The sequence below is a fragment of the Agromyces sp. NPDC058064 genome (assembly GCF_042885275.1).
Taxonomy (GTDB): Bacteria; Actinomycetota; Actinomycetes; order Actinomycetales; family Microbacteriaceae; genus Agromyces.
In genome coordinates, this window is sequence record NZ_JBHVSE010000002.1 from 1,061,809 (window position 1) to 1,080,399 (window position 18,591).

15 protein-coding genes and 2 tRNA genes are annotated in these 18,591 nt (G+C 72.2%); 12 read left to right on the forward strand and 5 right to left on the reverse strand.

What is annotated here, in order from left to right; genetic code table 11:
• Positions 1–3: 3 nt before the first annotated feature.
• From ACFVSL_RS10800 to ACFVSL_RS10820, 5 genes are all read left to right on the forward strand, one after another.
• Positions 4–1,014 (forward strand): Fpg/Nei family DNA glycosylase, encoded by a 1,011-nt coding sequence (locus ACFVSL_RS10800; RefSeq protein WP_386940914.1) that lies wholly within the window; start codon positions 4–6, stop codon positions 1,012–1,014.
• Positions 993–2,537, forward strand: coding sequence for an amidohydrolase (locus tag ACFVSL_RS10805; RefSeq protein ID WP_386940916.1), 1,545 nt, complete (start codon positions 993–995; stop codon positions 2,535–2,537). Before ACFVSL_RS10800 ends, ACFVSL_RS10805 begins: the two co-directional genes overlap by 22 nt.
• Positions 2,538–2,618: 81 nt before the next feature.
• Positions 2,619–4,151, forward strand: a complete 1,533-nt coding sequence (locus ACFVSL_RS10810; RefSeq protein WP_386940918.1) for a multicopper oxidase family protein — start codon at positions 2,619–2,621, stop codon at positions 4,149–4,151.
• A complete protein-coding gene (locus ACFVSL_RS10815; protein WP_386940920.1) occupies positions 4,141–5,598 on the forward strand; it encodes a sensor histidine kinase in 1,458 nt (485 codons plus the stop codon). Before ACFVSL_RS10810 ends, ACFVSL_RS10815 begins: the two co-directional genes overlap by 11 nt.
• A 47-nt stretch (positions 5,599–5,645) precedes the next feature.
• On the forward strand, positions 5,646–6,305 hold the full coding sequence (locus tag ACFVSL_RS10820; RefSeq protein ID WP_386940922.1) for a response regulator: 660 nt from the start codon (positions 5,646–5,648) through the stop codon (positions 6,303–6,305).
• Positions 6,306–6,344: 39 nt separating this feature from the next.
• On the opposite strand, the gene ACFVSL_RS10825 is transcribed toward ACFVSL_RS10820, so the two are convergent.
• The 3 genes from ACFVSL_RS10825 to ACFVSL_RS10835 are packed head-to-tail and all read right to left on the reverse strand — an operon-like array spanning position 6,345 to position 8,571.
• Positions 6,345–7,043 (reverse strand): hypothetical protein, encoded by a 699-nt coding sequence (locus tag ACFVSL_RS10825; protein WP_386940924.1) that lies wholly within the window; start codon positions 7,041–7,043, stop codon positions 6,345–6,347.
• A 52-nt stretch (positions 7,044–7,095) separates the two neighbouring features.
• Complete coding sequence (locus tag ACFVSL_RS10830; RefSeq protein WP_386940926.1) at positions 7,096–8,037, reverse strand: alpha/beta fold hydrolase; 942 nt, start codon at positions 8,035–8,037, stop codon at positions 7,096–7,098.
• Positions 8,038–8,082: 45 nt separating this feature from the next.
• Positions 8,083–8,571, reverse strand: coding sequence for a Dps family protein (locus ACFVSL_RS10835; RefSeq protein ID WP_386940928.1), 489 nt, complete (start codon positions 8,569–8,571; stop codon positions 8,083–8,085).
• Positions 8,572–8,741: 170 nt separating this feature from the next.
• Here ACFVSL_RS10835 and ACFVSL_RS10840 point away from each other — a divergent pair, with 170 nt between their 5' ends.
• Positions 8,742–9,137 (forward strand): SHOCT domain-containing protein, encoded by a 396-nt coding sequence (locus ACFVSL_RS10840; protein WP_386940930.1) that lies wholly within the window; start codon positions 8,742–8,744, stop codon positions 9,135–9,137.
• An 85-nt stretch (positions 9,138–9,222) separates the two neighbouring features.
• On the opposite strand, the gene ACFVSL_RS10845 is transcribed toward ACFVSL_RS10840, so the two are convergent.
• Positions 9,223–9,293 (reverse strand) — tRNA-Gly (locus ACFVSL_RS10845).
• Positions 9,294–9,400: 107 nt separating this feature from the next.
• The gene (locus ACFVSL_RS10850) at positions 9,401–13,216 is read right to left on the reverse strand and encodes an SCO7613 C-terminal domain-containing membrane protein (protein WP_386940932.1); all 3,816 of its coding nucleotides are present in this window, start codon (positions 13,214–13,216) and stop codon (positions 9,401–9,403) included.
• 181 nt (positions 13,217–13,397) lie between these two features.
• Between ACFVSL_RS10850 and ACFVSL_RS10855 the strand changes: the two genes are divergently transcribed.
• The 6 genes from ACFVSL_RS10855 (at position 13,398) to clpX (ending at position 18,550) form a co-directional block, all read left to right on the forward strand.
• A tRNA-Pro gene (locus ACFVSL_RS10855) sits at positions 13,398–13,471 on the forward strand.
• Between the two features lie 49 nt (positions 13,472–13,520).
• Complete coding sequence (gene tig / locus ACFVSL_RS10860) at positions 13,521–14,975, forward strand: trigger factor (RefSeq protein ID WP_386940934.1); 1,455 nt, start codon at positions 13,521–13,523, stop codon at positions 14,973–14,975.
• An 85-nt stretch (positions 14,976–15,060) separates the two neighbouring features.
• Positions 15,061–15,555, forward strand: coding sequence for a tetratricopeptide repeat protein (locus ACFVSL_RS10865; RefSeq protein WP_386940936.1), 495 nt, complete (start codon positions 15,061–15,063; stop codon positions 15,553–15,555).
• Between the two features lie 73 nt (positions 15,556–15,628).
• Positions 15,629–16,213, forward strand: coding sequence for an ATP-dependent Clp protease proteolytic subunit (locus ACFVSL_RS10870; RefSeq protein ID WP_376945565.1), 585 nt, complete (start codon positions 15,629–15,631; stop codon positions 16,211–16,213).
• A 26-nt stretch (positions 16,214–16,239) separates the two neighbouring features.
• The gene (locus ACFVSL_RS10875; protein ID WP_386940939.1) at positions 16,240–16,908 is read left to right on the forward strand and encodes an ATP-dependent Clp protease proteolytic subunit; all 669 of its coding nucleotides are present in this window, start codon (positions 16,240–16,242) and stop codon (positions 16,906–16,908) included.
• A gap of 364 nt (positions 16,909–17,272) precedes the next feature.
• Positions 17,273–18,550, forward strand: a complete 1,278-nt coding sequence (gene clpX / locus ACFVSL_RS10880; protein ID WP_386940940.1) for an ATP-dependent Clp protease ATP-binding subunit ClpX — start codon at positions 17,273–17,275, stop codon at positions 18,548–18,550.
• The last annotated feature ends 41 nt before the right edge of the window (positions 18,551–18,591 follow it).

The window sequence follows — 18,591 nt, forward strand, 5'->3', positions numbered from 1 at the left end:
AGGGTGCCCGAAGGTCACTCCGTCCACCGCATCACCCGCCAGTTCGAGCGCAACTTCGTCGGGCACGTCGTGCACGCCTCGAGCCCGCAGGGCCGCTTCGCCGTGGGCGCCGCCGAGATCGACGGCCGGCGCATGACCGATGCCCGCGCCGTCGGCAAGCAGATGTTCCTCGGCTTCGAGGGCGACGTGTGGCTGCGCGTGCACCTCGGCATGTACGGCGCGTGGGACTTCGCGGGCGAGATCCTGATGGACGCCACGATCGCCTCCGCGAACGGGCGGATGGGGCAGACCAACCAGCGCGGCACCTTCCTCGACCGGCCGAACCCCGACGCGGTCGTCTTCGACACCGCGGGCGAGAACTCGCTGCACTCGATCGGCGCACCCCGCAAGACCCGGCTGCGCATGGCGGAGTCCGAGAAGGACAAGGGCTCCGAGGCCTTCGACACCTTCCCGCCCGAGCCGATCGGGCAGGTGCGGGTGCGCCTGCTCACCGACACGATCTGCGCCGACCTCCGCGGCCCGACCGCGTGCGAGGTGCTCGACCCGGTGCAGGTCGAGCAGACGGTCGCGAAGCTCGGCCCCGACCCGCTGCTCGACCCGGGGCCCGACGCCGAAGAGCGCTTCACGAGCGTGGTCCGACGCAAGCCCACCCCCATCGGGTTGCTCCTCATGGACCAGAACGTCGTCGCCGGCATCGGCAACGTCTACCGGGCCGAACTGCTGTTCCGGGCCCGACTGAACCCGCATACGCCCGGAAGGCAGGTCCCCGAGGAGTTCGTGCGCGAGCTCTGGCGCGACTGGGCGAAGCTGCTGCGCATCGGCGTCGAGACCGGGCAGATGATGACGATGGACGACCTCGACCCCGACGCGTACCGCGCGGCCATGGCGAGCCGCGACGACCGCCACTGGGTCTACAAGCGCGAGGGCCTGCCGTGCCGGGTCTGCGGCACGAACATCGTGCTGGAGGAGATGGGCGCCCGCAAGCTCTACTGGTGCCCGTCGTGCCAGGCATGATCCTCGGGCCGCAGGCGGCGGAGCCGCTGCTGCTCGCGGGGGCCCGTCTGCCCGGGCTCGCCGAGCCCGTCGACCTGCACCTCGCCGGCGGCCGCATCGCCGCGATCCGACCGGCCGGCAGCGGGCCGTCGGCCGAGTCGGCCGAGTCCGAACGCTCGTCCGCCGCCGCCGGCGTCGTGCGGCGCATCGAGCTCGATGGGCGCTTCGTCGTCCCCGGCCTCCACGACCGTCACGTGCACCTCTCGCAGTGGGCGATGGTCTCGCGCCGCCTCGAGCTCTCCACCGCAGCGAGCGCGGCGGAGGTCGCGGCGCTGGTCGCGGCATCCGTCGCCGGCGGCGCGGCCGAGGTCGCCGGGTTCGGCTACCGCGACGGCCTCTGGGCCGACGCGCCCTCGGCCGCCGTGCTCGACGCGGTCTCGGGCGAGACGCCCGTCGTGCTCGTCGCCGCCGATCTCCACGCCTGCTGGCTCAACTCGGCCGCGGCGCGCCGGCACGGCGTGCAGCTGCCCGACGACGGCGTCCTCCGCGAGGACGCCTGCTTCGCGCTCGTGCGCGAGCTCGACGACGTCGCCGACGAGCTCCTCGACGCCTGGGTCGCGGAGGCCGCCCGCCGGGCCGCGGAGCGCGGCGTCGTCGGCGTCGTCGACTACGAGATGCGCTGGAACCGCGACGACTGGGCCCGCCGGGCCGCCGGGACGTTCCCGCTGCGGGTCGCCTTCGGCATCTACCCGCAGCACCTCGAGCGGGCGATCGAGCTGGGTCTCCGCACCGGCGATGAGGTCGAGGGCACGGGCGGCCTCGTCACGGTCGGCGGGGCCAAGGTCATCACCGACGGCTCGCTGAACACGCGCACGGCCTGGTGCTTCGATCCGTATCCCGGCCTCGGCGCGCACGAGCACCCGCACGGCCTCTCGACGGTGCCCTACGAGGAGCTCGTGCCCCACCTGCGCCGCGCGCACGAGCACGGCATCACACCCGCGGTGCACGCGATCGGCGACCGCGCGAACGCACGGGTGCTCGACGCCTTCGAGGCGGTGGGCTGCACGGGGTCGATCGAGCACGCCCAGCTGCTGCGCCACGACGACGTCGCCCGGTTCGCCCGGCTCGGCATCGTCGCGAGCGTGCAGCCCGAGCACGCGATGGACGACCGCGACGTGGCGGACCGGTACTGGGCCGGCCGCACCGATCGGGCGTTCATGCTCGCCGAGCTCGCCGCCGCCGGGGTCGAGCTCGCCCTGGGCTCCGACGCGCCGGTCGCGCCGCTCGACCCGTGGATCGCGATCGCCGCCGCAGTGGGGCGCGCCCGCGACGGTCGCGAGCCGTGGCATCCCGAGCAGTCGATCGAGGCGCGCGCCGCGCTCGCCGCCTCGACGAACCGTGCCGGCGACGAGGTGCGAGCGGGCGGCACGGCCGACCTCGCCGTGATCGAGCTCGACCCGTTCGCGGTCTCGGCCGACGAGCTGCGCACGATGCCGGTCGCCGCGACGCTCGTCGCGGGCGCGTTCACGCACTCGGCGCTCTAGACCCCCACGGGGGAAAACCCCCGCCGCGATCCGGGCGCCCGCCGGGTGGGGCGGCCTCGTGCCGGCCGGGAGGCTGGAGGCATGCTTCGAACACGTCTCCGCCGCCCCGCCGCCACCTTCGGCAGCGCGGTCGCGGCCCTCGCCGCGGGCGGCCTCGTCGCCGCGGCCTTCGCCGGGTGCGGCATCGTCACGCCCGGACCCGTCTCGACCGTCGGAGAGGTCGACTTCGACCGCCCCCTTGCGATCCCGCCGCTGGCCGAATCGAGCGTCGACGCCGACGGCACGCGCATCTTCGCCCTGGACGCGCAGGCCGGAACGACCGAGTTCGAACCGGGGCAGCCGAGCGACACGTGGGGCTTCAACGGCGCCTACCTCGGTCCGACGCTCGTCGCCGAGCGGGGCGAGCGCGTGCGCGTCGACGTGACGAACTCGCTCGACGAGCCGACGACGGTGCACTGGCACGGCATGCACCTGCCGCCCGAGATGGACGGCGGCCCCCATCAGATGGTCGAGCCGGATGCCTCGTGGTCGCCCGAGTGGGACGTCGACCAGCAGGCGGCGACGCTCTGGTACCACCCGCATCCGCACGGCGAGACCGAGGATCACGTCGCCCGCGGGCTCGCGGGCATGTTCCTGCTGCACGACGAGCACGAGCGCTCCCTCGGGCTGCCGGCCGAGTACGGCGTCGACGACATCCCGGTGATCGTGCAGGACACCGGATTCTCCGACGCCGGCGCGCTGGAGGGGAAGCAGCGGGGCTACGCAGGCGGGCTCGGCGACGAGCTCCTCGTGAACGGCACGCGCAGCCCGTACCTCGAGGTCGGCCATGAACTCGTGCGGCTGCGGCTGCTGAACGCCTCGACCGCCCGCACCTACGCCTTCGCCTGGAGCGACGGGCGGCCCGTCCGGCTGGTCGCGACCGACGGGGGACTCCTCGAGGCGTCCGTCGACCTCGAGCACGTGCGCCTCTCGCCGGGCGAACGCGCCGAGGTGCTGCTGCGGGTGACCCCCGGCGAGCGGCTCGTGCTGCAGTCGAGGATGACGCCAGGGATCGCCGGGCTCGTCGGTCCGGTCGCCTCGACCAACGGAGGCAGCGACGCGTTCGACGTGCTCGAGGTGCGCGCCGCCGAGGCGCTCGAACCCGTACCCGAGCCCCCGGCGCGGCTCGGCGCGATCGCCGACTTCGACGAGGCGGAGGTCGCCACGACGCGGCGCTTCGAGCTCGGCGACAGCTTCGAGATCAACGGCGAGGCGATGGACATGGGGCGCGTCGACGAGACCGTCACCGTCGACACCCTCGAGCGCTGGGTCGTCGCGAACACCACGCAGCTGCCGCACAGCTTCCACGTCCACGACGTGCAGTTCCGCATCGCGTCGATCGACGGAGAGGCGCCGCCCCCCGAGCTCGCCGGCTGGAAGGACACGATCTTCACGGAGCCCGGGACGGAGGTCGAACTGCTCATGCGGTTCGAGGACTACACCGACACCGACACGCCGTACATGTACCACTGCCACCTGCTGTGGCACGAGGACCAGGGGATGATGGGGCAGTTCGCCGTCGTCGAGCCCGGTCAGTCTGCCACGATGACTGGAGGAACCCACCATGAGCACTGAGATGACGAACCCCGGACCGGCTGCCGCGCCGACCGCGCCGCCGACCGCCGTCGCGTCGACCCCGTCGCGCCGACGCGGCTACTGGTCGATGTGGGCGACCGTGCCGCGCGAGTTCGGCTTCCTCTTCCTCACGATGCCGATCGCGATCATCGCGCTCGTGCTGCTGTCGACGACGTTCTTCACCGGTCTCGGCCTGATCGCCCTCGTGTTCGGCATCTTCATCGTCGTCGCCTCGCTGTTCATGGCGCGCGGGTTCGGCACCCTCGAGCTGGTGCGGTTGCGCTGGGCGGGCCGACCCGAGACCGTCCAGCCCGCGTGGGGGCGCGACGATCGCGAGCAGGGCTTCTGGCGTGCGACCTTCGCGCCGTTCGTCGACGGCCACTACTGGCTCTACCTGCTGCACGGCATGGTCGTGAACCCGATCGTGAGCGTCATCAGCTGGAGCATCACGATCACCTGGACCGCCGTCGCCCTCGGGGGCACGACCGGGTGGATCTGGCAGCGCTACATCCCCGAATCGGGGCGCGACGTCTGGCCGGTGGAGTGGGTGCTCGAGTTCCTCTTCCCGGGCAACGGCTGGGACGTCGACCCGCGCGTCGCCGAGACGGTCTTCGAGTTCGTCCTCGGTCTCGTCTTCCTCGCGACCCTGCCGCTCGTGTTCCGCGGGCTCACGCTGCTGCACGACGTCATCGCACGGGGCATGCTCGGCGCCTGGCGCTCCGAGGCGCTCGAGCGCGAGGTCGCGCAGCTCGCCGCCTCGCGCGGCGCCGCGGTCCAGGCCGAGGACGCCTCGCTCCGCCGCCTCGAGCGCGACATCCACGACGGCCCCCAGCAGCGTCTCGTACGCCTGCAGATGGACCTCGCGGCGATCGAGCGCAAGCTCGACCGCGACCCCGAGTCCGCCCGTGAACTGCTCGGCGAGGCTCGTGACCAGGCCCGCGAGACCCTCGACGAGCTGCGTGCGCTCTCGCGGGGGTTCGCCCCGCCCATCCTCCAGGACCGCGGGCTCGCGGTCGGCCTGCGCTCGCTCGCGGCGCGCAGCCCGGTGCCCGTCGAGGTCGAGATCGCACTGCCGGATGCCTCGCTGCCGGCGCCGATCGAGCGCAACGCCTACTTCGTCGTCGCCGAGCTGCTCACGAACGCGGCGAAGCACGCCGAGGCCACCGGGGTGCGTCTCGTGGTCTCGACGCGCGACACGGGGGAGACGGGGCACTGGCTCGACCTCTGGGTGACCGACAACGGACGCGGCGGGGCATCGGCCCTGCCCGGGCACGGGCTCGCGGGACTCGCCGATCGCGTGCAGGGCCTCCAGGGGCTCTTCGTCGTCGACAGCCCGGTCGGCGGGCCGACGAGCGTCGGGGCGCACATCCCGTACGTGCCGGTCGCCCCCGCCGAGGCGCCTCCGCAGGGCGCCTCGCCGGCCGAGGAGACGCCGGCGGTCGAGTAGCGCCGCGGGCGTGCGCGCCCGGTCCCGCCCCTCGATAGTGTGGGGCCATGACCGACCAGGCCCGCCCCCTCCGCATCGTGCTCGCCGAGGACTCGGTGCTCCTGCGCGAGGGGCTCGTGCGCCTCTTCGACGAAGCCGGCTTCGAGACGGTCGCCGCGTACGGCGAGGCCGACTCGCTGCTCGCGGCGATCGACGAGACCGACCCCGACCTCGCTGTGCTCGACGTGCGCATGCCCCCGACGTTCCGCGACGAGGGCGTGCGGGCGGCGATCGAGCTCCGCCGCCGTCGGCCGAAGCTCGGAGTGCTGCTGCTCAGCCAGTACGTCGAGGGCACCTACGCCCACGAGCTGCTCTCGTCGGGCGAGGGCGGCATGGGCTACCTGCTCAAGGACCGCGTCGCCTCGCTCGACGAGCTCGAGGACGCGGTCGAGCGGGTGAGCGAGGGCGGCACCGTGCTCGACCCGCAGGTCGTGCGCGAGTTGCTGTCGCGGCGCAGCGATCCGCTCGCCTCGCTCACCCCGCGCGAACGCGAGGTCATGGAGCTCATGGCCGAAGGGCGAACGAACGCCGGCATCGCGAAGCAGCTCTTCATCGGCGTCGGCGCGGTCGAGAAGAACGTGACCTCGATCTTCCAGAAGCTCGCGCTCGAGGACTCGGGCACCGACCACCGCCGAGTGCTCGCGGTGCTCACCTGGCTGCAGCGCTGATCGCGGGGTCGGGGGCGCAGGCGATGCCGGATCGGGCCGTCAGCTCTCCGCCCGGCGGAGCGGCACGTGCGCGCCCACGACCTGCCGGTAGCTGCGGTAGCCCTTGAGCATCCAGAGCACGAACTGCGCGAGCGCGACGATGACGCCGATCGCGATCGCCCAGGCGAGCGACCCGCCGAGTGCGGCGACGATGACGCCGACGAAGAGGCCGATGAGCGCCGTGTTCACCACGAGCATGACCATCGCCGAGCTCGCGAACACCTGGGAGCGGTCGCGCACGGCGAACGGGTAGTACGTCGTGCCGATGCCCGTCTCGTCGTCGCTCGTGCCCATCAGGAAGTACGGCTCGAGGCCGGGGTCGAGGTCGAGGTAGGCGCCCCGCAGCCGATTCATCGCGAGGACGTACGCGAGATCCTCGGTCGCCGAGTTGAACACCCGGAGCTGCGTGATCGCCCCGAGCAGCACGAGCAGCGCGAGGATGGCGAGCGCCGCGACCCCGAACCAGCCCCGGAACCCGGTCGCGTTGCCGAGCACTCCGAGGGTGACGAGCCCGGCCGACACCAGGGTGAGGAAGATCGCGATGCGCGTGAGCACCTCGCTCTGCGTCGTCGACCGCGAGGCGAGCAGGCTCCAGTGCTCGGTCGCGAGCATCTGCGCGCGCAACGACTTCTGCGCATCGCCGAGCGGTGCGGCCTCCTCGCCGTCGGACGACGCGGTCCCCGGGGCATCCGCCGTCATACCCGCATTCTGCACCCGCGCCGCGCGACCCGCCATGGCGGACGCCGCGCGTTCAGGCCTGCTGCGGTCCGCGTCGGCCGCGATGGAGCTCGGTCACCTTCGACTCGCCGGGGGAGTCGGGATCGTCGGTGATCGGCTCGTCGGCCATGAACTGCCGGACGATGTGCGCGAGCTCGCCGGGGTGGCTGAAGTTGATCGCGTGCGCCGCCCCCTCCATCACGACGACGGTCACGTCGGTGTCGACGTGGGCGACGACCTCGTGCACTCGGCTCGGATCGGGCATGAGCGGATCGCGGTCGCCGATCACCGCCAGGATCGGCACGGGCAGCGAGAGGAGCCGCTCGAGCGTCGGATACCTGGTCAGCGCCCCGAACATCCTTACGGTGCTCGCGACCCCGAACTTCAGGTAGTCGGGCGCGGCGACGCGCACCATCCGCTTCGGCTCGCGCCCGCCGTCGCGAGCGAGCTGCGCCATCGCCCGCACGAGCGGCTGATTGTGGAGGCCCCCCGCCGGCGAGACGAGCACGGCGCGATCGAGTCGGTCGGGGAAGTGGTGGCCGAACTCGCAGATGACGGGGCATCCCATCGAATTGCCGAGGAGGGTGGCCTTCTCGATGCCGCGGTCGTCGAGGAACCGCGCCGCCGCCTCGGCGAGCGAGGTCAGGGTCAGCTCGGAGCGGGAACGCCGAGCACTCCGACCGAACCCCGGCAGGTCGGGCACGAGCGTGTGGAAGTCGTCGGCGAGCAGCTCGGCCGTCGGCAGCAGGTAGTGGCCCGAGAGCCCGAACCCGTGCACGTGCATGACGACGGGTGCGCCCGGCGGCGGCGACGGCGACTCGCGGTAGAACACGTCGAGTCCGTCGATGGTCGTCCAGTGCTCCGCGAGCGCCGATTGCGGGCGCCGGGGCGTCTTGCGCTCCCGATGCCGGTTCGATGCCGCCTCGGCGTGCTCGGCACGCGGAGACGGCTCGGGCCCGGATGCTTCCGCCGTCATAACGGCATTCTGCACCCGGGCCCGGTCAGCCCGCCATCGAATCGCCTACTTCACGGCGATGTGCGAGAAGAGGAACCAGCGGTCCTTGTCGAGACCGCGCCGGATCTCGATGACGACGTCCTGGCTCGCCGGGTCGAGTTCGCCGAGACCCTCGATCGCCGCGTTGACCTTCTCGGTCGCGAGGTCGATCTGGGTGACGACGTCGGCGATCGCCTCGTCGTAGGGCAGGAAGCCGAGCTTCGGGTCCTTCGCACCGCTCTTGGAGGCGACGGTGCCGAGGCGGCCGTCGATCGGCAGGCCCAGGGCGACGACGCGTTCGGCCGCGAGGTCCGACCAGTCCTGCGCGTGGGCGACGACGTCGTCGAGGAGCTCGTGCACGGCGATGAAGTTCGCCCCGCGAACGTGCCAGTGGGCCTGCTTGCCGTTGACGGCGAGGGCCACGAGCTCGTGGACGACGGGGGTGAGGTACTGGGCGACGCCTGCGGCGACGTCGGCGTTCGATCCGGTCTTCGGTGCGGTCTGGATGTCGGTCATCGTGTCCACCTTCCCTGGAGTGATGTCCTGTTCAACGCTACGCAGATGCCCGCGTATTTCAAGGAAGGGCAGGCAAGGCTCACCCGGGCTTGACTTCGCGCGTCGTTCTTCCCCGTGGCCGCGGCGAACCGATAGTTTGTGCTCATTCCGATCGAGAGGGGTCTGCGCACATGTTCTTCCTCAACAGTCTCTGGGACTGGTTCTGGTTCCTGTTCTGGGCGTTCGCGTACGTCGCGTACCTGTTCGCGCTGATCTACATCATCATCGACGTGTTCCGCGACCACTCGCTGAACGGCTGGCTGAAGGCCGTCTGGTTGATCTTCCTCGTGTTCGTGCCGTTCATCACCGCGCTCGTCTACCTGATCGCCCGCGGCAGCGGCATGGCCGAGCGGGCGGGGCGCAGGCAGCAGGAGTACGAGGAGTACAGCGAGGACTACATCCGCTCGGTCTCGTTCGCGAGCCCCACCGACGAGATTGCGAAGGCGAAGACGCTGCTCGACGCCGGCACCATCACCCAGGGCGAGTTCGACGCGCTGAAGAGCAAGGCGCTCGGCAACAAGTTCTGAGGGGACGGGGCGGCGGGCGAAGCTCGCCGCCCCGCAGACGCGAAACGGCCCGCGACATCGTCGCGGGCCGTTTCTGCGGTTTCGGAGGGGATGACGGGAATCGAACCCGCGTAATCAGTTTGGAAGACTGAGGCTCTACCATTGAGCTACATCCCCGTGACCCGCTCGCGGGCACTGGATCATCGTAGTACACGCCGTCGGCCCATTCGTGCACGTCGGCGCCCGGCGGGCCGGCCCGAGGTCGGCCGCACCCGGCCGAAGCGCTAGCGCAGCGCGCCGATCGAGCTGATGGTGCTGCGCGCGAGCCGCAGCTGGCGCTCGTACGTCGCCGCGAGCACCACGAGCAGGACCCCGGCGATGCCGAGCCACAGCCACCACCAGACGGCCTCGTAGAGCCAGGTGATCGCCGGCCACAGCTGCACGATCGCGTGCACGAGCAGCACGCCGCCGCCCAGGACGAACGGCGCCTGGAGGCGGCGCACCACGCCGGCGAGCAGCGTCGCGAGGGCGACCACGCCGAGGGCGACGTTGCGCCACAGCTCGGGATCGAGGAAGTCGGCGAGGAGCGGGGGCACGAGCAGGATCGCGAGCCCCGTGCCGAGCGCGGGCCAGCTGCCGAGCCCGGGGGAGCGTCGCAGGGCGACCGCGCCCGCGGCGACGAACGCGAGGCCGATCGGTGCGGTGACGAGGTCGAAGGGGTCGACGGTCGCGCTCACGAGCGCGAGGACGCCGCCGAGCACGAGGATGCCGCGGGTCGTCCATGCGAAGACCGGCCCCGCGAACGGCCGCGCCCGGGTCGCGGCCCCGGCGACGTGTGCTGCGCCCACGACGGTGAAGAGCACGGCCGCGCGCAACGACGACTCGTCGCCCGAGACGATCGCGAGCACGGTCGGCAGCGACGCCACGGCGAGCGACGCCGCGAGCCCCACCTCGGCGAGCTGCTCGGGGCGGGACTCCGTGCGGGCCCACACGACGGTGATGACCACCCCGCACGCCAGCGCGATGACGGGCCAGAACTCGGGCGGCAGCACCCCGTCGCCCGTCCGGGCGACCGAGAGCCCGCGCACGAGCGCGGCGCCGGTGACGGCCGTCCACCCGGTGGCGACACCGATCAGGCGCACGGGCACGCCGCGGAGTGACTGCGGAAGGAAACCCGCGGCGAGGGCTACGATGGCGCCCGCGGCGACGAGCACGAGCGTTCGCAGCTCGGAGTCGCCGGCCGAGCCGACGCTCGGCAGCACCGCCACGCCCGCGGCCACGGAGAATAGCGCCGTCCGGCCGCGTGAGGTGGAGCCGACCGGCGCGCGTCGCCAGGCGATGAGGAGGCCGCACGCGATCAGCGCCGCCGCCAGGGGCAGCGTGTAGGCCTCGACGGTGTCGACGCCGTCGCCGAGCAGACGGCTCCAGACGGCCGCGACCGCGAGGACGGCGGTGAGCCAGGCGACGTGCCGCTGCGGGCTCTCGCCGGCGATCGGGTCGCCTGCGAGCGCGGCGAGCACGATCGGCACCGGGGCGAGGATCGCGAACACGAGCCACGGTTCGCTGGCGCCCGCGACCGCCCACGTGATGGCGGCGAGCCCGAGGATCGCGACCGCGACGGACCAGCCGATCATGGCGGCGTCGCCGCGTCCGCGCCTCGCGAGGTGCGCGAGCGCGGCCGCGGCGAGGGCGGCGCCGGCGACGGCGTAGGCGACGGTGTCGCGGCCCGCGAGATCGAGGGCGAGGAGCCCGCTCGCCGCGCCGAGGGCGAGCGGCGCGATCGCGGCGACGGCGATGCGCACGCCTGACGGCGCGGAACGACGAAGCCAGGGCACGGATGCCGCGGCGAGGAGCGACGCCGGCAGCCACGACCACGTGGCATCCGGCGCGTCAAGGGCGAACGCGGCCGCCGCGACGACCGCGCTGCCGAGCAGGGGCACGGTGAGGGCGATCCGGTCGCCGGTCGTGCCGAGCCGCACGAGGCCGGCGACGCCGAGGAGCACCGAGGAGCCGATGCCGAGGATCAGCCACGGAGCGGTCGACGGCTCGTCGAACCGCACGCCGCGCGACTCGAGCCACCACGCGAGCGAGGCGAGGACGGCGATCGTGAGCAGGCCGGCGACGACGACGTGCACGAGGCCGATCGCGGTCGCGCGGGCGCCCCAGATGCGGCCGGACAGCACGCGCCCGCCGACGGCGGCGAGGAGCACCGCGCCGCTCGTGACCGGCCAGACGTCGGGAGCGGTGAAGCCGAAGGTCACAGCGAGCACCGCGGCCGCCACGCCCGCGACGGCGAGCACCGCGAGGAGCGCCTCCGAGGCCGGGCGGGCGAATCCCGCCCAGGCGAGCGCACCGAGTGCGACCGCGGGCCAGATCGTCGCGGTGACCCACGGCGCCTCCACGACGGCGCCGACGACGACGACCGCGGCGAGCGCAGCACCCACCGGGAGCGCGACGAAGCGGCGGAGCCGGCCGAGGATCGCGAGGGTCGCGGCGCTGCCGAGGGCGACGACGACGGGCAGGAGCACCGCGCCGAGCTCGGTCGCGGCGTCGAGGCCGAGTGGGCCGCCGCGGCCCAGGCCGGGCGCGGGGATGCCGGCGACGAAGCGGGCGCCGATCGCCGCGAGCCCGACGAGCGCCCCGGGCAGCGCCGATCCGACCGCAACGAGCGCCGCACCGAGGAAGGCGCAGAGCTCGGCACCCGGGCGCACGCCGGATCGACGGAGGACGACGGCGAAGAGGCACAGGACCGCGCCGGTGACCGCGGGAGCGAGCCAGATCGCCGTACCCGACTCGATCTCGAGGGCGATCGACACCGCCGGCGCCAGCGCGGCGCTGAGCCCGAACGCCGAGGCTGCGACGAGGCGCCACATCGGCGCGACGGCGCCGGCCCGCGCGCCAAGCACGATGACCAGCAGGAGCCAGGCCGCGGCGGCGCCGAGGAATCCCCAGAGCGGATGCCACGCCAGCTCGGGCATCGCCCATGCGGCCGTCAGCACCGCCACCCCGCCGCCGGTGAAGCCCGCGACGAGCAGGATCGTCCGCTCGACGAGCGGCGGGAGCACGGCGCCTGCGGCGCCGAGCACTGCGACGGCGAGTGAACCGGCCCACACGCCGGTGGGCACGTCGCCCTCGGGGGCGAGCTGCGTCGCGAGGAGGTACGTCGCGACCGGCAGCAGGGCGGCCGCGACGAAGCCGGTGGTGCGGATGCCGGTGACGCGGCGGGCGAGGGCGAGCAGCGCCGCCACGACGAGCAGGGCGCCGCCCGTGTACCCGACGGCGTCGAGCGCATCGGTGCCGAACAGCCCGTTCGCCCGGACGATCCAGACGTCGAGCAGCAGCAGCACGACGGCCACGGAGGCGACGCCCTCGGCGGTTCCGGGCAGTCGCCGCGCCCGGAGGAGCCAGGCGATGCCGAGCACCGCGACGCTCAGCACCGCGGTGATGATCGAACGCACCTCGAGGCTCGTCACGAGGTACGCGTAGAAGAGGAACACGATCGCGGTGATCGAGAGCAGGACGACGCCGAGCCCGAGCAGGAACACCTGGACGCCCGAACGACGCGGCCGGTGATCGTCCGCGGATGCCGGCGGCACGGATGCCGGCGGCACGGCTGCCGGCGGCGCGACGAACGGCGCGGCGGCCGGCGTCGGCGACGCGGGCGGCGCCGAGGGCACGGGGGCCGCAGGGGCCGCGGGCGACGGTACGGCGGGCGGAGCCGTCGCGACCGCGGCGGCCGTCGCCGTCACTGCGGCGGCCGGGGCACCCGTCGCCGGGGCATCCGCCGACGGTGCCGTCGTGCCCGCCTGCGGGGGGCGGGCCGCCGCCTGCTGCGTCGCGACCGAGACCGTCGGCACCGCCTGCGCCGCGCGCATGCGGGCGATCAGCGCGGCCCTCGACACGCTCTCCGCGTGAAGACGGGTGCCGACCTCGAGCAGCTCGACGGAGGCGGGCACGCCGAGGTCGAGCCCGCACGCGGCGCAGCGCGGAGAGGGCAGCGGCGCGAAGCAGGCGGGGCAGCGCGTCGTGTCGACGAAGAACGCGGGGTCGGCGGGCCAGCGGAGCACGCCGTCGGGAGCGGCGGTCGGTCGGTCGGTCATGGCGACACTCTGCCAGTCGTGCGGCCCGGATCTCGCGATCGATCCACAGACGCGCCGTGATCCGCGCCCCGGTGCGATCAGCGACCCCCGCCGCGCGTGCAGTAGACTTTCCGGGGTCCACCCGCCTGACGTGTGTTTCGGCATGCCCGCGCGGGTGAATCGACGAGTTGAGTCGGCGACTCGGGGCGTAGCTCAGCTTGGTAGAGCGCCCGCTTTGGGAGCGGGAAGTCGCAGGTTCGAATCCTGTCGCCCCGACGAGTTGCTCGACTCGACACGAACTTCCACACAACAGGAGATCTTCCCCATGCCGACCACTTCGGTTGAGAAGCTGAGCCCCACTCGCGCCAAGCTCACCATCTCGGTGACGCCCGACGAGCTGAAGCCCAGCATCGCCCACGCGTACGAGCACATCGCCGAGCAGGTCAACGTGCCCGGCTTCCGCAAGGGCAAGGTGCCGCCGCCCATCATCGACCAGCGCGTCGGCAAGGCCGCCGTGCTCGAGCACGCGGTGAACGAGGGCCTCGACGGCTTCTACCGCGCCGCCGTCGCCGAGCACGAGCTGCGCCCGATGGGCCGCCCCGAGGCCGACATCGTCGAGTGGCCCAGCGAGAAGGACTTCTCGGGCGACCTGCTGCTCGCCATCGAGGTCGACGTGCGTCCCGAGATCGAGATCCCCGCATACGCGGGCCTCGAGCTGACCGTCGACACGGTCGAGGTCGGAGACGACGAGGTCGCCGAGGAGCTCGACCGCCTGCGCAGCCGCTTCGGCACGCTCATCACGGTCGACCGCCCCGCCAAGTCGGGCGACTTCGTGACCCTCGACCTCGTCGCCACGATCGACGGCACCGAGGTCGACACCGCCAGCGGCATCTCGTACGAGCTCGGCTCGGGCGAGCTGCTCGAGGGCATCGACGAGGCGCTCGACACGCTGTCGGCCGGCGAGTCGACTACCTTCGCCTCGAAGCTGCTCGGCGGCGACCACGAGGGCGAGACCGCCGAGATCAGCGTGACCGTCGGCGCCGTCAAGGAGCGCGAGCTCCCCGAGGCCGACGACGACTTCGCGCAGATCGCGAGCGAGTTCGACACCCTCGCCGAGCTGACCGCCTCGCTCAAGGAGCAGGCCGGCCGCAACAAGGTCTTCGGCCAGGGCAACCAGGCGCGCGACCTCCTCGTCGACAAGCTCCTCGAGCTCGCCGACGTGCCCGTCGCCCAGGGCGTCATCGACGACGAGGTGCACCGCCACCTCGAGGGCGAAGGCCGCCTCGAGGACGACGTGCACCGCGCCGAGGTCGCCGAGTCGAGCGAGAAGGCGTTCAAGACGCAGATCCTCCTCGACGCGATCGCCGAGGCCGAGAAGGTCCAGGTCAGCCAGGAGGAGCTCACCCAGTACCTCGTGCAGGGTGCCGCCCAGTACGGCATGGACCCGAACGAGTTCGTGCAGATCCTGAGCCAGCAGGGCCAGATCCCCGCCATGGTCGGCGAGGTCGCGCGCAACAAGGCGCTCGCGATCGCGCTCGGCAAGGCGAAGGTGTCGGATGCCGCTGGCAACCCCGTGGACCTCTCCGAGTTCACCGCCGTCGGCGACGACGAGGCTGCCGACGAGGCCGCCGAGGCGCCCGCGGAGGAGAAGCCCGCCGCGAAGAAGCGCGCTCCGAAGAAGGCCGCCGCCGAGGCGCCGGCCGAGGAGGCCGCCGAGGCCCCCGCGGAGGAGAAGAAGCCGGCTCGCAAGCGCGCGCCGAAGAAGGCCGACGCGGAGTAATCCCCGCATCGAAGTGCGAAGGGGTCGAGCGTTCTCGCTCGGCCCTTTCGTCGTTCCAACGGACGAGCAGAAGAGGACGAGGACCATGACGGACTCGACGAGCGAGTGGCAGCGGCGGGTCGACGAGGTGTGGGCCACGGCCGACGAGCTCGGCGAGCTCGTGGTCGTCGAGCGCATCGACGCCCTGGCCGCAGAACGAGGTGAGGGCGACCCGCTCGCGCTCTTCGAACGGGCCGGCGCCCGCGACTCCGCCGGGCTCGAGGCCGAGGCCGAGCCGCTCTACCGCCGTGCGATCGCGGCGGGCCTGACCGGCTCCGAGCGCGTGCAGGCCCATGTCCAGCTCGCCTCGACCGTCCGCAACCTCGGGCGGCCGCTCGAGTCGATCGCGATCCTCGACGGGATCGAGCCCGAGGCGGCCGAACTCCGCGACGCCGTCGTCGCGTTCCGCGCGCTCGCGAGGGTCGATGCGGGCGACGCCCGCCGCGCGGCATCCGACGCGCTCGCGGCCCTCGCACCCCACCTGCCGCGGTATCGCGTGTCGCTCGCCGCCTACGCGGCGGAACTCGCGGCATCCGCCTAGGGCGAACAGCCCCGTTCGCGCGCGTTGCACCGGATAGATTCGATTCAACGCGACAACCGAAACGGAGCGACACATGGCCGAACCGACACCAGGCACCGGTGTTTTCGATCGACTGCTGAAGGACCGCATCATCTGGCTTGGCTCCGAGGTGCGCGACGACAACGCCAACGAGATCGCGGCGAAGCTGCTGCTGCTCGCCGCAGAGGACCCCAAGAAGGACATCTACCTCTACATCAACTCGCCCGGTGGCTCGATCACGGCCGGCATGGCGATCTACGACACGATGCAGTTCGTGCCGAACGACATCGTCACCGTCGGCATCGGCATGGCCGCCTCGATGGGGCAGCTCCTCCTCACGGCCGGCACGAAGGGCAAGCGCTACATCACGCCGAACGCGCGCGTGCTGCTGCACCAGCCGCACGGCGGCTTCGGCGGCACCGCGAGCGACATCCAGACGCAGGCGCAGCTCATCCTCGACATGAAGAAGCGTCTCGCCGAGATCACGGCCGCGCAGACCGGCAAGTCCGTCGAGCAGATCAACGCCGACGGCGACCGCGACCGCTGGTTCAACGCGCAGGAGGCCCTCGAGTACGGCTTCGTCGACCACATCCGCGAGTCGGCGCTCGACGTCGCCGGCGGCGGCGGAACCCAGGCGTAGGCATCGAGAGAAGAGAGAACGTCAGAATGAACATCCCTGCTTTCGGTGGCACCGCCTTCAACGGCGTGCAGGCACCGGGCTCGCGCTACATCCTGCCGAGCTTCGAGGAGCGCACCGCCTACGGCTACAAGCGCCAGGACCCGTACGCGAAGCTCTTCGAGGACCGCATCATCTTCCTCGGCGTGCAGGTCGACGACGCCTCGGCCGACGACATCATGGCCCAGCTCCTGGTGCTCGAGTCGATGGACCCCGACCGCGACATCATCCTCTACATCAACTCGCCCGGCGGCTCGTTCACCGCGATGACGGCGATCTACGACACGATGCAGTACATCCGTCCGCAGATCCAGACCGTCGTGCTCGGCCAGGCGGCCTCTGCCGCCGCGGTCATCGCCGCGGCCGGCACGCCCGGCAAGCGCCTCGCGCTGCCGAACGCCCGCGTGCTCATCCACCAGCCCGCCATGGGCGAGGCAGGGCACGGCCAGGCGAGCGACATCGAGATCCAGGCCGCCGAGATCCTGCGCATGCGCGGATGGCTCGAGGAGACGCTGTCGCGTCACTCGAACCGCACGCCCGAGCAGGTCAACGCCGACATCGACCGCGACAAGATCCTGTCGGCCGCCGAGGCCCTCGAGTACGGCCTCATCGACCAGGTGCTCACCTCGCGCAAGAGCCTGCCGGCGATCACCCGGTAGCCTCGCGGCGTGACGAACGCGGCGGACGGCCGGCTGGACGACAGCCGGCCGTCCGCCGCGTTTCGCTGTATGCGGACGCGCCGGTCGACCACGGGGCGTGGCCCGCGACGGTTCCGGGCGATCGCCCGGCTCATCGTCGCCGCGGCCTCGACTGCCTGCCCGGCCTCGGTTTCCTCGTCGGTGAGGACGTCGCGCACCGGCGCTCGTGCCTCGACGACCGGCGCCGATGGCTGCGCCGTCTCATCGACTGAACCGGTGGTTCGCGGCGGGCGAACCCGCTGGCGTGTCGAATCGCTCGGGCTACGCCGCAACCGCCGGAACTCGGGCTAGGCTCGGAGCAGACTCGTCGACAGGGAGGGTTTCGATGGCACGCATCGGAGAGAGCGCCGATCTGCTGAAGTGCTCCTTCTGCGGAAAGAGCCAGAAGCAGGTCCAGCAGCTCATCGCCGGACCCGGCGTCTACATCTGCGACGAGTGCGTCGAACTCTGCAACGAGATCATCGAGGAGCGCCTCGCCGAGGCCGGCGAGACCGAGGCCGGCGAGTTCGAGCTGCCGAAGCCGAAGGAGATCTTCGCCTTCCTCGAGGAGTACGTGATCGGCCAGGAGGCCGCGAAGAAGGCGCTCGCCGTCGCGGTATACAACCACTACAAGCGCGTGCGCGCGAAGGCGACGCTGACGACCGCCGACCGCGCCCACGACGACGTCGAGATCGCGAAGTCGAACATCCTGCTCATCGGCCCGACCGGCTGCGGCAAGACCTACCTCGCCCAGACGCTCGCGAAGCAGCTCAACGTGCCGTTCGCCGTCGCCGACGCGACCGCGCTGACCGAGGCGGGCTACGTCGGCGAAGACGTCGAGAACATCCTGCTGAAGCTCATCCAGGCGGCCGACTACGACGTCAAGCGGGCCGAGACCGGCATCATCTACATCGACGAGGTCGACAAGATCGCGCGCAAGGCCGAGAACCCGTCGATCACGAGGGATGTCTCGGGCGAGGGCGTGCAGCAGGCGCTGCTGAAGATCCTCGAGGGCACGGTGGCCTCGGTGCCGCCGCAGGGCGGGCGCAAGCACCCCCATCAGGAGTTCATCCAGATCGACACGACGAACGTCCTGTTCATCGTGGCGGGCGCGTTCGCCGGGCTGGAGGACATCATCTCCTCGCGTGCGGGCAAGCGCGGCATCGGCTTCGGTGCGCCCCTCCACAACAAGGAGGACGAGGCCGACATCTTCAGCGAAGTCCTCCCGGAAGACCTGCACAAGTTCGGACTCATCCCCGAGTTCATCGGCCGGCTCCCGGTCGTCGCGACGGTGACGCCGCTCGACCAGGAGGCCCTGATGGAGATCCTCACCGAGCCGAAGAACGCCCTCGTCAAGCAGTACCAGCGCATGTTCGAGCTCGACGGCGTCGAGCTCGACTTCGAGCAGGCCGCCCTCGAGGCGATCGCCGACCTCGCGGTGCTCCGCCAGACGGGTGCCCGCGGCCTCAGGGCGATCATGGAGGAGGTGCTCGGGCCGATCATGTTCGAGGTGCCGTCCTCGACGGGCGTGGCCCGTGTGGTCGTGACGCGCGCCGCGGTACTCGACAACGCGGCCCCGACGATCGTTCCCCACAAGCCGCGCCGCGCCGAGAAGTCGGCCTAGGCGAGAGCGCCGCCCATCTTCCACACCGTCGTCGCGGGCGT

Coding starts and splice junctions, on each gene's coding strand:
- ACFVSL_RS10870 (WP_376945565.1), top strand. CDS start 15,629: ATGGCCGAACCGACACCAGGCACCGGTGTTTTCGATCGACTGCTGAAG.
- ACFVSL_RS10835 (WP_386940928.1), bottom strand. CDS start 8,571: ATGACCGACATCCAGACCGCACCGAAGACCGGATCGAACGCCGACGTC.
- ACFVSL_RS10810 (WP_386940918.1), top strand. CDS start 2,619: ATGCTTCGAACACGTCTCCGCCGCCCCGCCGCCACCTTCGGCAGCGCG.
- tig (WP_386940934.1), top strand. CDS start 13,521: ATGCCGACCACTTCGGTTGAGAAGCTGAGCCCCACTCGCGCCAAGCTC.
- ACFVSL_RS10875 (WP_386940939.1), top strand. CDS start 16,240: ATGAACATCCCTGCTTTCGGTGGCACCGCCTTCAACGGCGTGCAGGCA.
- ACFVSL_RS10825 (WP_386940924.1), bottom strand. CDS start 7,043: ATGACGGCGGATGCCCCGGGGACCGCGTCGTCCGACGGCGAGGAGGCC.
- ACFVSL_RS10830 (WP_386940926.1), bottom strand. CDS start 8,037: ATGACGGCGGAAGCATCCGGGCCCGAGCCGTCTCCGCGTGCCGAGCAC.
- clpX (WP_386940940.1), top strand. CDS start 17,273: ATGGCACGCATCGGAGAGAGCGCCGATCTGCTGAAGTGCTCCTTCTGC.
- ACFVSL_RS10815 (WP_386940920.1), top strand. CDS start 4,141: ATGAGCACTGAGATGACGAACCCCGGACCGGCTGCCGCGCCGACCGCG.
- ACFVSL_RS10820 (WP_386940922.1), top strand. CDS start 5,646: ATGACCGACCAGGCCCGCCCCCTCCGCATCGTGCTCGCCGAGGACTCG.
- ACFVSL_RS10840 (WP_386940930.1), top strand. CDS start 8,742: ATGTTCTTCCTCAACAGTCTCTGGGACTGGTTCTGGTTCCTGTTCTGG.
- ACFVSL_RS10850 (WP_386940932.1), bottom strand. CDS start 13,216: ATGACCGACCGACCGACCGCCGCTCCCGACGGCGTGCTCCGCTGGCCC.
- ACFVSL_RS10865 (WP_386940936.1), top strand. CDS start 15,061: ATGACGGACTCGACGAGCGAGTGGCAGCGGCGGGTCGACGAGGTGTGG.